The following is a 13,584-nucleotide window of genomic DNA, read 5'->3' on the forward strand; positions in this document are numbered from 1 at the left end:
CACGCCCTACCTACCCCTGGAACATCGCCAACCCAACCACCCAAAACCTGAAGAAAATCAGGGACATCCGGAATGACGGCGTACCAGTGAAGCAACAAGAGGGGTTCAGGCACTGCGAGTGACATTTTTTTGTCGCCAAATTCCCTCTGGTTTCCTCCCTTCGCTACTTCCTTGCTCTATGCTGCAAAATTTTGTTGAACTTTTCTTTGACGCCCGAAAAACGTTGGTTTATCTGGCATGTACGAGCTGCCTGGGGTGAACAATGTCTCGATTTCGACACGCTGCATAAGTTTTTATTGGAATAACACTTATGCAAAAAGGTTCTTAGATTTTGCTAAGGATGTTCTTAGCTCTCATGTTACAAGCCTGAAACGGTTTAAGTTCTTTTTTTCGCCATTTTTTTGGCGATTGCTGCGACACTTAGAGACTCCAGGGAGAACCACAATGCGCACTCGCACCCCCATCTGCAGCGCTGTCCTGATGGCACTGGCCTGCGCCCAGGCCCACGGCATGACGCTGACAGATGCGATTCAGAGCACCATCAACTACCACCCCGAGGTGCAGTCGAATCTGAACAATCGCCTGTCGGCAGATGAGGATGAGAAAGTCGCGCGCGGCGGGTACTACCCCACCGTCGACCTGGTGGCCGCCTACGGCCGCGCCCGCACGGACAACCCCACCACCCGGGCCATCGAGGGCAATAACGCCGAGACCCTGAACTACACCCAGTCGGAGCTGCGCCTGCGGCAGATGCTGTTCGATGGTTTCAACACCCCCAACGAAGTGGCGCGCACCCAGCAAGTGGTCAACTCACGCGCGTACTACCTGCGCGGCACCGCTGAAACCCAGGCCCTGCGCGCCGTCGAGGTGTACCTGAACGTACTCAAGGCCCGTGAGCTGGTGGACCTGGCCAAAAACAACCTGCAGGCGCACCTGCGTGTCAACGACCAGATCGGCCTGCGCAGCGAGCGCGGGGTGGGCAGCACGGCGGACGTCGACCAGTCCCGCGCCCGTCGCGCCCTGGCGGAGAACAACCTGAACACTGCGCAGGTCAACCTTTCCGATGCCGAGGCCAACTTCTTCAGCACCGTGGGGCGCATGCCCGATGAACTGGAAGCGCCGCCCAGTATCCGTGGCGAAGTCCCCACCGACCTGGTGGCAGCGCGCCAGGCCATGCTCACCAACAACCCGTACCTCAAGTCCGCCCAGGCCGACGTGCAGGCCGCCGAAAGCCAGTACGAGGTGGCCAAGTCGCCCTTCTACCCGCGCTTCGACGCCGAGTTGGCGGTGGATGCCAACAACAACATTTCCGGCGAACAGGGCCGCGACAACGAATGGCGCGCCGGCGTGGTGATGAACTACAACCTGTTCAAGGGCGGCAGCGACAAGGCTCGCCTGCAGTCCGACGCGCACAAGATCAACCAGGCCATGGACATCCGCAACAATGCGCTGCGCATGCTCAACGAGAACCTCTCGCTGGCCTGGAACGCCATGAACAACGCCCACACCCAGACCCCTTACGCCCGCGAATACGCCCAGACCACCACCAAGGTGCGCGCGGCCTACCAGGACCAGTTCGGCCTGGGCCAGCGTACCTTGCTTGACCTGCTGGACAGTGAAAACGAGCTGTACACCGCCAACAGCCGCTACACCGAAGTGCGCTACACCGAAGAGTTCTCCATGTACCGCGTGCTCGCGAACATGGGCGTGCTGCTGGAAAAGGAACGCGTGGTACTGCCCAACGAGGCCATCGCCCAAACGGAAGTGAAGAACGAAGCTCGCCTTCCGGAAATGAAGTGATCGCCTTTTGGCTCCTGGAGTACCGCACGTGACCAGCATGCAACCTGCGGGGCCGGCAACGGACCCGCGCCAGAGTTTTGATGACCCGCTGTTGGATGGTTTGCTGATCCTGTGCAAGCTGCACGGCTGCACGGTCAGCCGGGCCAGCCTCAGCGCCGGGCTACCGTTGGCGCAGCAGCGCATGAGCCTTGAACTGCTGCCCCGCGCCGCGGCCCGCGCCAGCCTGTCGGCGCGCCTGTTGCGCCGTGAGCTGCAAGCCATATCCGGGCTGAACCTACCGGTACTGCTGCTGCTTCGCGATGGTCGCTGCGCCGTGCTGCGACGTTGGGGTGACGACGGCCGCGCGCTGATCCTGCCGAGCGAAGCCGACGGTGGCGAACAGTGGGTAAGCCGCGAGGAGCTGGCCGCCGAATACAGTGGCCAAGCCTTGTTCGCCCGCCCGCGCCATGAACTCGAGGACCTGCGCCAGCCGCTGATGCCTCGGGTGCATGCATGGTTTCGCGACACCTTGAAACTCTCGCGCTGGCTGTACAGCGACGCCATCCTGGCCAGCCTGATGATCAACCTGCTGGGCCTGATGGTGCCGCTGTTCGTCATGCAGACCTACGACCGCGTAGTGCCCAACCAAGCCACCTCCACCCTGTGGGTGTTGGCCATCGGCCTGCTGGTGGGCACGCTGTTCGAGCTGGTGCTGCGGGTGCTGCGCGCGCACCTGCTGGACACTGCCGGCAAGAAGACCGACCTGATTCTGTCCGCCACGCTGTTCGAGCGCATCACCGGCATGGCCATGAAAGCCAAACCGGCAACCATCGGCGGCTTCGCCCAGAGCATTCACGACTTTCAGGGGCTGCGTGAATTCCTCACCGCAGTCACCCTGACCAGCGTCATCGACCTGCCTTTCGCCGTGCTGATGCTGGCGGTGATCGGCCTGCTGGGGGGTTGGCTGGTGCTGGTGCCCATCGTCGCCTTTCCGCTGACCATCGCCTTTGCCTTGCTGATCCAGGTGCGCCTGCGCGACACCGTGCAGAAGAGCCTGGCCCTGGGGGCCGAACGCCAGGCGTTGCTGATCGAAACCCTCAGCGGCCTGGAAAGCATCAAGGCCTGCAGCGCCGAAAGCGAACGCCAGTACATGTGGGAGTCCACCCACGGTGCCCTCACCCGCCTGGACAGCCACGCGCGCAACCTGTCAGCGCTGGCCACCAACGGCACACTGTTCATCCAGCAATTCGCCGGCATGGCGGTGATCGTCGCCGGGGTCTACACCATCATCGCCGGCAACCTCAGCGTCGGCGCCCTGGTGGCCAGCTACATGCTCAGCAGCCGCGTACTGGCGCCCCTGGGCCAGATCGCCGGGCTGATCACCCGCTACCAGCAAGCGCAGTTGACCATGGTCAGCACCGATGCGCTGATGGCCCTGCCCCAGGAGCGCGACCCCCGCCAGCGCCCGCTAGAGCGCACGCAACTGCAAGGCGCGCTGGCGGTCAGCCAGGTGACCTTCCGCTACACCGGGCAGAACGCCCCGGCGCTGGGCAACGTCAGTTTCAGCATGCACGCTGGGGAACGCATCGGCATCATCGGTCGCAGCGGCTCGGGCAAGAGCACCTTGGCGCGGCTGGTCATGGGCTTTTATGAACCCGAGGAAGGCCAGGTGTTGCTGGACAACCTCGACCTGCGCCAACTGGATGTCGCCGACCTGCGCCAGCAAGTGGGCTACGTGGCCCACGACCTGCCCTTGCTGGCCGGTAGCCTGCGCGACAACCTGACCATGGGCGCCCGCTACGTCAGCGACTCGCGCATGCTGGAAGTGGCGGAAATGACCGGTGTCACCGAACTGGCCCGCCAGCACCCACAGGGTTTCGACCGCCCCGTGGGCGAGCGCGGCCAACTGCTCAGCGGCGGCCAGCGCCAGGCCGTGCTGCTGGCGCGCGCGCTGCTGCTGGACCCGCCCATCATGGTACTGGACGAACCCACCAGCCACATGGACAACGCCAGCGAAGACGCCCTGCGCCTGCGCCTGCACAACTGGGTAGTAGGCAAAACCGTGCTGCTGGTGACCCACCGTACCTCGATGCTCAGCCTGGTCGACCGCCTAGTGGTGCTGGACAACGGCCGCATCGTCGCCGACGGCCCCAAGGAAGCGGTGATCGAAGCCCTGCGCAAAGGCCGCGTCGGCCAGACACCTGTTTAGGAGTGGTATCGATGTCAGCTTCACAAGGCTTGCGCGGTTATTTCAGCAGTTTCGGCAAGACCGGCGAAAGTGAGTTCATGCCGGAACTGGCCAGTGCCGCGCTCCAGGATTCCCCGCGCCTGACGCGCATCACCGTATGGCTGTGCGCCGCCCTGATCGTCGCAGCATTGGTCTGGGCCAAGTTCGCGGTGCTGCAAGAAGTCACCATGGGCGAAGGCAAGGCCATTCCCTCCAGCAAGGTGCAGGTCATCCAGAACCTGGAGGGCGGTATCGTCACCGAGATCTATGTGCGCGAAGGCCAGGTGGTGAACAAGGGCGATACCCTGCTCCGCCTGGATGACACCCGCTTTCTGTCCAACAAGGGCGAGAGCGAGGCCGACCGCTATGCGTTGATGGCCCAGGTGGAACGTCTGCAGGCCGAAACCGATGGCAAGCCCTTCACGGTGTCGGACGAGGTGCGCAGCAAAGCGCCGCAGGTGGCCGAGGACGAGATGTCGCTGTACACCTCGCGCCAGCGGCGCCTGGCCAGTGAACAGCAAACGCTCAGTGAGCAATTGCGGCAGAAGACCCAGGAGTTGGCCGAGTTTCGCTCCAAGCAAGACCAATACCGTTCCAGCCTGGCGCTGCTGCAGCAAGAGTTGAACATGTCCACGCCCCTGGTGGGCACCGGGGCGATCTCGCCCGTGGAAATTCTGCGCCTCAAGCGCAGCGCCGTGGAGGCCCGCGGGCAGATGGACGCCACCACCCTCGCCATCCCGCGGGCGGAAGCGGCGATCAATGAGATCAAGAGCAAGATGAACGAGTCGAACCAGCAGTTCCGCTCTGACGCTGCCAAGGACCTCAACGCCAAGCGTACCGACCTGTCGAAGATCACCGCCACCAGCATCGCCATCGATGACCGGGTCAGCCGCACCACCGTGGTGTCACCGGTGCACGGCATCATCAAGACCCTGAAAGTGAACACCATTGGCGGCGTGGTTCAACCAGGCAGTGACATGGTGGAGATCGTGCCGTTGGAAGACAACTTGCTGATCGAAGCCAAGGTACGCCCCCAGGATGTCGCCTTCCTGCACCCCGGGCAGCCGGCCATGGTCAAGTTCAGTGCCTACGACTACACCATCTACGGTGGGTTGAAGGCCAAGCTGGAGCTCATCAGCGCCGATACCATCACCGACGACAAGGGCAACAGCTTCTACCTGATCCAGGTGCGCACGGATAAGAACCACCTGGGTGGCGACACCAAGCCGCTGGTGATCATCCCGGGGATGACCGCCACGGTGGACATCATCACGGGTGAGAAAAGCGTGCTGGACTACCTGCTCAAGCCGGTACTCAAAGCGCGTACCGAGGCCATGCGCGAACGCTGACCGCGCCGCGCCGTTCCCGAGCCTCGCCCCTGTGGAGCCAGTCGAAGCTCGGGAATCGGTCGCCGCCTCAGACCAGGGTCGGATCAATCACCAGCACCACCTTGCCCGACACCTGGTTGGTGGCCAGCTCGGCAAACGCCGCTTCGGCATCCTGCACAGGGAACGTGCGCGCCACTTGCGGCTTCAGCCGGGCTTCCTCGAACAACGGCCATACATGCTGGCCGAGGTCGCTGAGCAGATCGGCCTTGAACTGGTCGCTGCGGCTGCGCAGGGTCGAGCCCAGCAAGTGCACGCGCTTGCCCAGCACCTTGGCCAGGTCGATGTCGGTCTTGGTGCCGCCCATCAGGCCGATCAGCACCCAACGCGCATCCACTGCCGCCACTTTCAGGTTGACGTCCACGTAGTTGGCGCCCACCGGATCGAGGATCACGTCGAACGGGCCGAAGTCGCTGAGGGCCTCCAGGCCATCACCGCGCACCACCCCGCCCTGGGCACCCAGGCTTTCGCAGTAGGCCAAGCGCTCGGCCGAGCCGACGCTGACCCACACAGGGTTGCCGAATGCCTTGCACAGTTGAATGGCCGCCGAACCGATGCCGCTGGCGCCGGCGTGCAGCAGTACTTTTTCCCCAGGCTTGAGGCCGGCCAGCTGGAACAGGTTCAACCACACCGTGGCATACACCTCGGGAATGGCGGCAGCTTCTACCAACGACAGCCCGGCCGGCACCGGCAACACGTGACGGCCGTCGACCACCACTTCCTCGGCCATGCCACCGCCGGCAAGCAGGGTGCACACCCGATCGCCTACCTGCCACGCCGAGCCCGGGCCGACCTCACTGATGACGCCCGAACACTCCAGGCCCAGCACCGAACTGGCACCGGGCGGCGGCGGGTACAACCCGGCGCGCTGCAACAGGTCGGCCCGATTGAGCCCCGCGGCAGCTGTCCGAATTTTCACTTGACCCACGTCGCAAACCGCGCTCGGATGGTCTACCCACTCCACATGTCCTTCAACGCCTTGCAATGCCTTCACAGTGCCTCCATAGTTGACTCAAGACTGAGCCCGATGCTTTAGGCAACGGGCTTTTTGCATTATGCGTCCGGTTCCCATGGAACCGGCGACTTCAAAGACGGCCTAATATGCGTGATCAATTGTCCCCTCGTCGAATCAGCATGAAGCATCTACTCCCAAGCTCCGCCCTTGCACTGTGCATCGGCCTCGGCGCGCTGTCGATGTCCGCCACTACATTCGCAGCCAACAGCTGGGATAAACTTCAGCCTGACCGTGACGAGGTGATCGCCAGCCTCAACATCGTCGAGCTGCTCAAGCGCCATCACTACAGCAAGCCGCCGCTGGATGACAAACGCTCGGTCATCATCTACGACAGCTACCTGAAGCTGCTGGATCCGTCGCGCAGTTACTTCCTGGCCAGTGACATCAGCGAATTCGACAAGTGGAAGACGCAGTTCGACGACTTCCTCAAGAGCGGCGACCTGGACCCAGGCTTCACCATCTACAAGCGCTACCTGGACCGTGTGAAGGCGCGCCTTGATTTCGCCCTGGCCGAACTGGCCAAGGGTGTCGACAAGATGGACTTCACCGGCCACGAGACTCTGCTGGTCGACCGCAAGGACGCCCCGTGGATCACCACCGAGGCCGACCTGGACAACCTGTGGCGCAAGCGCGTGATGGACGAGGTCCTGCGCATGAAGATCGCCGGCAAGGACAACAAGCAGATCCAGGACACCCTGACCAAGCGCTACAAGAACCAGTTGGCGCGCCTGGACCAGACCCGCAGCGAAGACATCTTCCAGGCGTACATCAACACGTTCGCCCAGTCGTATGACCCGCACACCAACTACCTGTCGCCCGACAGCGCGGAAAACTTCGATATCAACATGAGCCTGTCGCTCGAAGGTATCGGTGCCGTGCTGCAAAGCGACAACGACCAGGTCAAGGTGGTCCGCCTGGTACCGGCCGGCCCTGCCGACAAGACCAAGCAGATCGCCCCGTCCGACAAGATCATCGGCGTCGCCCAGGGCGACAAGGAAATGGTCGACGTGGTGGGCTGGCGCCTGGACGAAGTGGTCAAGCTGATCCGCGGCGCCAAGGGCTCCGTGGTGCGCCTGGAAGTGATCCCGCACACCAATGCCCCCAACGACCAGACCAGCAAGATCGTCTCCATCACCCGTGAAGCGGTGAAACTCGAAGAGCAGGCCGCGAAGAAATCCATCCTGCACCTGACCGAGAACGGCAAGGACTACAAGCTGGGGGTCATCGACATCCCGGCCTTCTACCTGGACTTCAAGGCCTTCCGTGCCGGTGACCCGAACTACAAGTCCACCACCCGCGACGTGAAGAAACTGCTGACTGAACTGCAAGCCGAGAAAGTCGACGGCGTGGTCATCGACCTGCGCAACAACGGCGGCGGTTCCCTGCAGGAAGCCACCGAGCTGACCAGCCTGTTCATCGAAAAAGGGCCGACCGTGCTAGTGCGCAACGCCGACGGCCGTGTCGACGTGCTGGAAGACGAAAACCCCGGCGCGTTCTACAAAGGCCCCATGGCCTTGCTGGTCAACCGCCTGTCGGCCTCGGCTTCGGAGATCTTCGCCGGTGCCATGCAGGACTACCACCGCGCGCTGATCATCGGCGGCCAGACCTTTGGCAAAGGCACCGTGCAAACCATCCAGCCGCTGAACCATGGCGAACTGAAGCTGACCCTGGCGAAGTTCTACCGCGTTTCCGGCCAGAGCACCCAGCACCAGGGCGTATTGCCTGACGTGGCCTTCCCGTCGATCATCGACACCAAGGAAATCGGCGAGAGCGCGCTGCCCGAGGCAATGCCGTGGGACACCATCAAGCCGTCGATCAAACCGACCACCGACCCGTTCAAGCCGTTCATTGCCCAGCTCAAGGCTGACCATGACGCGCGCACCGACAAGGATGCTGAGTTCATCTACATCCGTGACCGCCTGGCGCTGGCCGAGAAGCTGATGAACGAGAAGACCGTCAGCCTCAACGAAGCCGAGCGCCGTGCCCAGCACGCCGACATCGAAGCCAAGCAGCTGGCGCTTGAAAACGCCCGGCGCAAGGCCAAGGGTGAAGCACCGCTCAAGGAAATGAAGAAGGAAGACGAGGACGCCCTGGCGGCCGAGCCGGACAAGACCAAACCGGAAGACGACGCCTACCTGGCCGAAACCGGCCGCATCCTGCTGGATTACCTGAAGTTGAATTCGACCGTGGCAAAGCACTGATGAAATGATGGCCATTTGTCATCAAATGGTCATGCGACTGTCGTGAAATACGAGGCCGGGCACTGGTACAAGTGCCCGGCCTTTTTTATGACACTGTGTTCCATCGCCCTCCGCCGTTCCCAGGGTCGGCTTGAGTACACCCGAGGTTGCGATCTCCATGACCATCACCGAACAGCTGGGCGCATTGGCCACCATCCTGGCCCAGGGCAGCCTGCACACCCTGTTCCAGCCCATTGTCTCGCTGTCAGAGCGGCGCATCCTGGGGTACGAGGCCTTGAGCCGCGGGCCATCCAATAGCGCGCTGCATTCGCCCATCAACTTGTTCGCCGTGGCGCGCCAAGCCGGGCGCCTGAGTGAACTGGAAATTGCCTGCCGCGACACCGCCTGCCGGCGCTTCAGCGAGCAGAAACTGCCGGGCAAGATCTTTCTCAACGTATCCCCCGAATCCCTGCTGGAGGCCAACCACCCGCCCGGCATGACGCTCAAGGTGCTCAAGGCCCATGGCATCGCCCCCAGTGACGTGGTCATCGAACTCACCGAGCAAACCCCCACCGACGACTTTCAGCTGCTGTACAACGCCCTGCACCACTACCGCGCCATGGGTTTCTCAATTGCCCTGGATGACCTGGGGGCCGGCTATTCCAGCCTGCGACTGTGGTCGGAATTGCGCCCGGACTATGTGAAGATCGACCGACACTTCATCGACGGCATCCACCAGGACGCCCTCAAGCGCGAGTTCGTTGGTTCCATTCTGCAGATCGCCAAGGCCTCCCGCGCCCAGGTGATCGCCGAAGGCATCGAGTTGCAGGAAGAACTGGCGGTACTGGCAGAAATGGGCGTGGACCTGGTCCAGGGCTATCTGCTGTGCCGCCCTCAGGAACAGCCACCCCATGACGCCCGCAAGCTGTTGCCTAAGCTGGACCCCACCACCCAGGCCCTGGGTGATGAAGGCAGCGACCTCAGTGCCCTGCTGATCGAACAGGTGGCCGTGCAGCACGACGTGCCCACCGCCGCCGTCCTGGAGGCCTTCCGCAGCCAGGCCAACCTCAACTCACTGGCGGTGTTGGATGAACAGCAGCACCCCTGCGGCATCGTGCACCGGCATTCGTTGTCCGAGGTCCTGTTGAAACCGTTCGCCACCGACCTGTTCGCACGTAAACCGATCAGCCGGTTGATGAGCGAAGACTTCCTGGCGGTGGAGATGAGCCAATCGCTGCAACAGGTCAGCCGGCTGCTCACCAGCCGTGCACGGCAGCGCATGGAAGAAGATTTCATCATTACCGTCGACGGCCGTTACCTTGGCCTGGGGCGGGTGATAGACGTGCTCAAACTGATCACCGAAATGAAGATTCAGCAGGCACGGTATGCCAACCCGTTGACCCTGCTGCCCGGCAACGTGCCCATCCAGCAGTGCCTGACGCGCGTGCTGCAACAAGGGCGCGAGGCCGCCATTTGCTACGTGGACGTGGACAGCTTCAAGCCGTTCAACGATATCTACGGCTATGGCCGTGGCGATGAGGTGCTGTTGTGCCTGGCGCAATGCCTGAATGAGCGAGTGGACCCGAACCGAGACTTCGTCGGGCATATCGGCGGGGATGATTTCATGCTGGTGCTGGGCTCGGCCGACTGGCGCAAGCGCTTGACCGACCTGCTGGAAGACTTCCAGTGCCAATGCCGACGTTTCTACCGTCGCGAACATCTGGAAGCAGGCTGCTTCGTGGCCCATAACCGCCAGGGGCAGCGGCAGGAGTTCGCGTTGCTGTCACTGTCGATCGGCGTGGTGCATTTACCCGCCCAAGACCGTGGCGCCCTGGATGCCAGCCTGCTGGCCGAACTGGCCTCCCAGGCCAAGCACCAGGCCAAGGTGGTGCCGGGCTACAGCATTCATGTACTGGACCCGCTCACCCTTGAACAGCTGCGTAATACGCCGCTCGCTCCAGGTCAGGCGCCAGCCCCGGGCCTCCCTGGCGGTACAGTTGCGCCAGCTTGAACGCTGCCACCGGGTGACCCGCGGCCAAGGCGGCCTCCCACCAGTGCAGTGCCGCCACGGCATCAGGGGCACTGCGAAGGCTACCCGCCAGGCTGATGACGCCCATCTGGTATGCCGCCTTGGCATCACCCTGCTCGGCCGCCAGGCGCAGCAGCCGCAACCCTTCATCGCGAGCGGCCAGGCCGCTGCCGCGTAACAATAGAATATGACCGTAGAAGCCCATGGCATCGACATGGCCCAGGTTGGCCATGCGCGAAAATTGTCCCTGCAACCAGCGCCAGCCCCAGGGTTGACGCACCAGCCAAGGCCAGTGGAACAAGCGACGTGCCAGCCAATAGCCGATCCTGACGCGGAACAGCCACAGCCTGGATCTCACGATATGCATTCTTCCGGGTAGGAAAATTCGAACACCCGCACCACTTCCGAGGCGTGCCACGACGCCGCGGCGACCCCGTCGGACGGACCGGAAAAACGCCCCAGGCGCTCGACGCACTCGAAGAAACCGGTTCGCGGCAGGCGGCTGGCGCCTTGGCTGATCACCAGGGAGCTACGCAAGGGCTGTTCGGCGCGGGCATCGATGACGGCCAGGTACTCAAGGGCCGCGGTCAGGGTTTGCATGGCCGGGGTGGGCAATTGCAGGCGTTCGAGCAGGGCGCGGTAGGTCAGCAGGTGGCGTTGGCGACGGGCAATGTCCAGCTCGTTCAGCAGGCCATCCCACTGCTGACGGCTGATGCGCACGCTCACGACGCCTCTCCCCAGCCGGGAACCCCCAGCTCCCACGCCAGGCTTCGTCGGATGGCCGCATCGGGCTCGCGCTCACCGGCCTCGATCATGGCCAGGTAGGAAGGGCTGATCCCCACGGTTCGCGCCAGCTTGTCCCGTGCCAGACCTTTGGCCTCGCGCAGTTCTGCCAGGCGCGACAGGGGCGGCAAGGCCTCACTGGCCGGCACCGGTGCCTGCACCGCAGCAACAGACGGCTGGGCGGCAGGTTGCCCTGCGGCAGCCAGCAATGCCTGGTATTGCTCCCACGGCAGCACGGCATATTCCGGCTTGCCATCGCGACTGATGACCTGAACACCCATTACAACCCCCTGTAGGATCACCATATGTAATCTGTAGGCATAATCCTTATGCCGAATATAGTAACAGTAGGCGGGCCGGAACGGGATTTCCTATTTCAACTTGCTTACAAACCGGGCTTTTCGCCGCTGTTGTGTTCAAGTTGCAGGGCTTGGGCGCTGGCGGGCAGACGTTCCACCTTGCGCAGATTCTCCGGCCGCAGGCGCTCGCGCCAGGCCTTGAAGGCATTGAGCTCGTTTTCCAGGCTGCGCACCACCCAGGCCAGCACCGCAATGTCATCGAGAAACCCGATGCCGGGAATCCAGTCCGGGATAGCGTCGATGGGGCTGACGAAGTACATCAGGCCTGCCACGATTATGACCAGGGCGCGCGGGTTGATCTGCCGGTATTCCCCGCGCCAGTACGCTACGCACAAGTCCTGCAGCAATTTGGCATGGGTCTTCAACTGGCTGAAACGACCGGCCTGGCCTTTGCTCTTCCGCACCACGGCGAAGATCAGCGCAGGCAGCCGGCCGCGACTGAGCACACGCTCGGCCAGGGGCAGGAAACGAGTAAAATTCCAGGGTGCTTTCATTAACCCTCCGCAGGGACAGGACCATGAGGTTATCCACAGTATTTGTGGATAACCTTGTGAACAGCATTCGTTTTAATGGCTGAAAGCCACGCTGTGCAAGGGTCGAGGTTGGATCGGGCGTTTTTTACACACTTTGACACCGCCCAGGCCAGTGCGGCGTGAACGTTTGCGCAGCCCGAGTGGGGCCTTGGTATTAAGACTCCCTGGCAGCCCGACAGTTTCACCCAAGGGGCGGCCGCCGTGGCCGATCATGGGGGCGAAAAAAAACGCCCCGCAGAGCGGGGCGCTTTTCCACAGGGCTGTGAATTACTTCGAGGCAGCCTTGTCAGCCTTGTCGGCTGCTTCAGCCTTGTCGGCGTCAGCAGCGGCTGGCTCCTGGTCGGCCTTGGCCGGATCCTTGATGGCCAGCAGCTCCAGGTCGAACACCAGCACCGAGTTGGCCGGGATTTTCGGGCTTGGGCTCTGCGCGCCGTAGGCCAGGTCAGCCGGGATGAACAGCTTGACCTTCTCACCAACGTGCATCAGTTGCAGGCCTTCGACCCAACCAGGGATCACGCCGCTGACCGGCAGGTCGATCGGGCTGCCGCGCTCGATGGAGCTGTCGAAGACGGTGCCGTCAGTCAGCTTGCCTTCGTAGTGAACAGTCACGACATCAGTCGGCTTCGGCTGCGGGCCGTCGGCCTTCTTGATGATCTGGTACTGCAGGCCGGAAGCGGTGGTGACCACGCCTTCCTTCTTGCCGTTCTCTTCCAGGAATTTCTTGCCCGAAGCTTCGGCTTCGGCGTTCATCTTGGTCATGCGCTCTTCGGCACGCTTCTGCAGCGCGGCAAAGGCTTCGACCAGTTCATCGTCCTTGAGCTTCTGAGGTTTCTTGCCGACAGCATCTTCGATGCCTTGGGCGACGGCCTTGGAGTCCAGATCATCCATGCCTTCCTGAGCCAGGCTCTTGCCCATGTTCAGGCCGATACCGTAGGAAGCTTTCTGCGCCGGGGTTTTCAGTTCCACGCTGGAATGATTGTCGCAACCTGCGAGTACCAGAGTGACCAAGGCAACCGCCGCCGCCAACCGATGCTGTTTCATGCTATTTCCTTGTTCATGCGCCAAATGGGCAATCGAGTAAAGCCGCGAGCTTATCAGGCGGCCACGACCAATGGCTACCGGCATGAGAGCCGGGAAATGACGATAAGTTCAGGGGTTTAAAGGGTTTCATCGAAATGGGCGCGAACCTTACCGAAACCTTACAGTTGGATCGGTCGTGTCCTGTTCCGATGCTTCACCAGGTCCTACAGCGGATGGAGATTTGCTGTAGGGCCGCCAGGGACGAGACCGCCCC

General features: G+C 62.5%; 11 protein-coding genes. 5 read left to right on the forward strand and 6 right to left on the reverse strand.

All coding sequences use genetic code 11. The features are described from left to right. Positions 1-444 precede the first annotated feature (444 nt). From HWQ56_RS21610 to HWQ56_RS21620, 3 genes are read left to right on the forward strand one after another with little or no spacing between them, the layout of a single operon-like run. On the forward strand, positions 445-1,800 hold the full coding sequence (locus HWQ56_RS21610; RefSeq protein ID WP_158158312.1) for a TolC family outer membrane protein: 1,356 nt from the start codon (positions 445-447) through the stop codon (positions 1,798-1,800). 37 nt (positions 1,801-1,837) lie between these two features. Beyond that, the gene (locus tag HWQ56_RS21615) at positions 1,838-3,988 is read left to right on the forward strand and encodes a type I secretion system permease/ATPase (protein ID WP_425331977.1); all 2,151 of its coding nucleotides are present in this window, start codon (positions 1,838-1,840) and stop codon (positions 3,986-3,988) included. 11 nt (positions 3,989-3,999) lie between these two features. Further along, positions 4,000-5,355: an HlyD family type I secretion periplasmic adaptor subunit gene (locus HWQ56_RS21620; RefSeq protein WP_158158310.1), complete on the forward strand. Its 1,356-nt coding sequence runs from the start codon at positions 4,000-4,002 to the stop codon at positions 5,353-5,355. A gap of 67 nt (positions 5,356-5,422) precedes the next feature. On the opposite strand, the gene HWQ56_RS21625 is transcribed toward HWQ56_RS21620, so the two are convergent. After that, positions 5,423-6,385, reverse strand: coding sequence for an NAD(P)H-quinone oxidoreductase (locus HWQ56_RS21625; RefSeq protein WP_158158309.1), 963 nt, complete (start codon positions 6,383-6,385; stop codon positions 5,423-5,425). 140 nt (positions 6,386-6,525) lie between these two features. Here HWQ56_RS21625 and HWQ56_RS21630 point away from each other — a divergent pair, with 140 nt between their 5' ends. Together HWQ56_RS21630 and HWQ56_RS21635 are read left to right on the forward strand one after the other, a co-directional pair. Beyond that, the gene (locus HWQ56_RS21630) at positions 6,526-8,607 is read left to right on the forward strand and encodes a carboxy terminal-processing peptidase (protein WP_176571751.1); all 2,082 of its coding nucleotides are present in this window, start codon (positions 6,526-6,528) and stop codon (positions 8,605-8,607) included. A 157-nt stretch (positions 8,608-8,764) separates the two neighbouring features. Further along, positions 8,765-10,597, forward strand: a complete 1,833-nt coding sequence (locus HWQ56_RS21635; RefSeq protein WP_176571752.1) for a bifunctional diguanylate cyclase/phosphodiesterase — start codon at positions 8,765-8,767, stop codon at positions 10,595-10,597. Here HWQ56_RS21635 and HWQ56_RS21640 read toward each other — a convergent pair. The 5 genes from HWQ56_RS21640 to bamJ form a co-directional block, all read right to left on the reverse strand. Continuing rightward, positions 10,509-10,982, reverse strand: a complete 474-nt coding sequence (locus tag HWQ56_RS21640; RefSeq protein ID WP_176571753.1) for a tetratricopeptide repeat protein — start codon at positions 10,980-10,982, stop codon at positions 10,509-10,511. The two genes, HWQ56_RS21635 and HWQ56_RS21640, sit on opposite strands and share 89 nt — an antisense overlap. Beyond that, complete coding sequence (locus HWQ56_RS21645) at positions 10,970-11,341, reverse strand: hypothetical protein (protein WP_158158305.1); 372 nt, start codon at positions 11,339-11,341, stop codon at positions 10,970-10,972. The genes HWQ56_RS21640 and HWQ56_RS21645 overlap by 13 nt, the downstream gene beginning before the upstream one ends. Then, on the reverse strand, positions 11,338-11,679 hold the full coding sequence (locus tag HWQ56_RS21650; RefSeq protein ID WP_176571754.1) for a helix-turn-helix domain-containing protein: 342 nt from the start codon (positions 11,677-11,679) through the stop codon (positions 11,338-11,340). Before HWQ56_RS21650 ends, HWQ56_RS21645 begins: the two co-directional genes overlap by 4 nt. A gap of 104 nt (positions 11,680-11,783) precedes the next feature. Continuing rightward, positions 11,784-12,251 (reverse strand): YkvA family protein, encoded by a 468-nt coding sequence (locus HWQ56_RS21655; protein ID WP_158158303.1) that lies wholly within the window; start codon positions 12,249-12,251, stop codon positions 11,784-11,786. A 306-nt stretch (positions 12,252-12,557) separates the two neighbouring features. Beyond that, a complete protein-coding gene (gene bamJ / locus HWQ56_RS21660; protein ID WP_176571755.1) occupies positions 12,558-13,331 on the reverse strand; it encodes a BamJ family beta-barrel-assembly machinery protein in 774 nt (257 codons plus the stop codon). Positions 13,332-13,584: the final 253 nt, after the last annotated feature.

Origin of the sequence: Pseudomonas eucalypticola (genome assembly GCF_013374995.1) — a bacterium.
GTDB lineage: Bacteria > Pseudomonadota > Gammaproteobacteria > Pseudomonadales > Pseudomonadaceae > Aquipseudomonas > Aquipseudomonas eucalypticola.

Coding starts and splice junctions, on each gene's coding strand:
- HWQ56_RS21635 (WP_176571752.1), top strand. CDS start 8,765: ATGACCATCACCGAACAGCTGGGCGCATTGGCCACCATCCTGGCCCAG.
- HWQ56_RS21630 (WP_176571751.1), top strand. CDS start 6,526: ATGAAGCATCTACTCCCAAGCTCCGCCCTTGCACTGTGCATCGGCCTC.
- bamJ (WP_176571755.1), bottom strand. CDS start 13,331: ATGAAACAGCATCGGTTGGCGGCGGCGGTTGCCTTGGTCACTCTGGTA.
- HWQ56_RS21620 (WP_158158310.1), top strand. CDS start 4,000: ATGTCAGCTTCACAAGGCTTGCGCGGTTATTTCAGCAGTTTCGGCAAG.
- HWQ56_RS21655 (WP_158158303.1), bottom strand. CDS start 12,251: ATGAAAGCACCCTGGAATTTTACTCGTTTCCTGCCCCTGGCCGAGCGT.
- HWQ56_RS21650 (WP_176571754.1), bottom strand. CDS start 11,679: ATGGGTGTTCAGGTCATCAGTCGCGATGGCAAGCCGGAATATGCCGTG.
- HWQ56_RS21640 (WP_176571753.1), bottom strand. CDS start 10,982: ATGCATATCGTGAGATCCAGGCTGTGGCTGTTCCGCGTCAGGATCGGC.
- HWQ56_RS21615 (WP_425331977.1), top strand. CDS start 1,838: ATGCAACCTGCGGGGCCGGCAACGGACCCGCGCCAGAGTTTTGATGAC.
- HWQ56_RS21610 (WP_158158312.1), top strand. CDS start 445: ATGCGCACTCGCACCCCCATCTGCAGCGCTGTCCTGATGGCACTGGCC.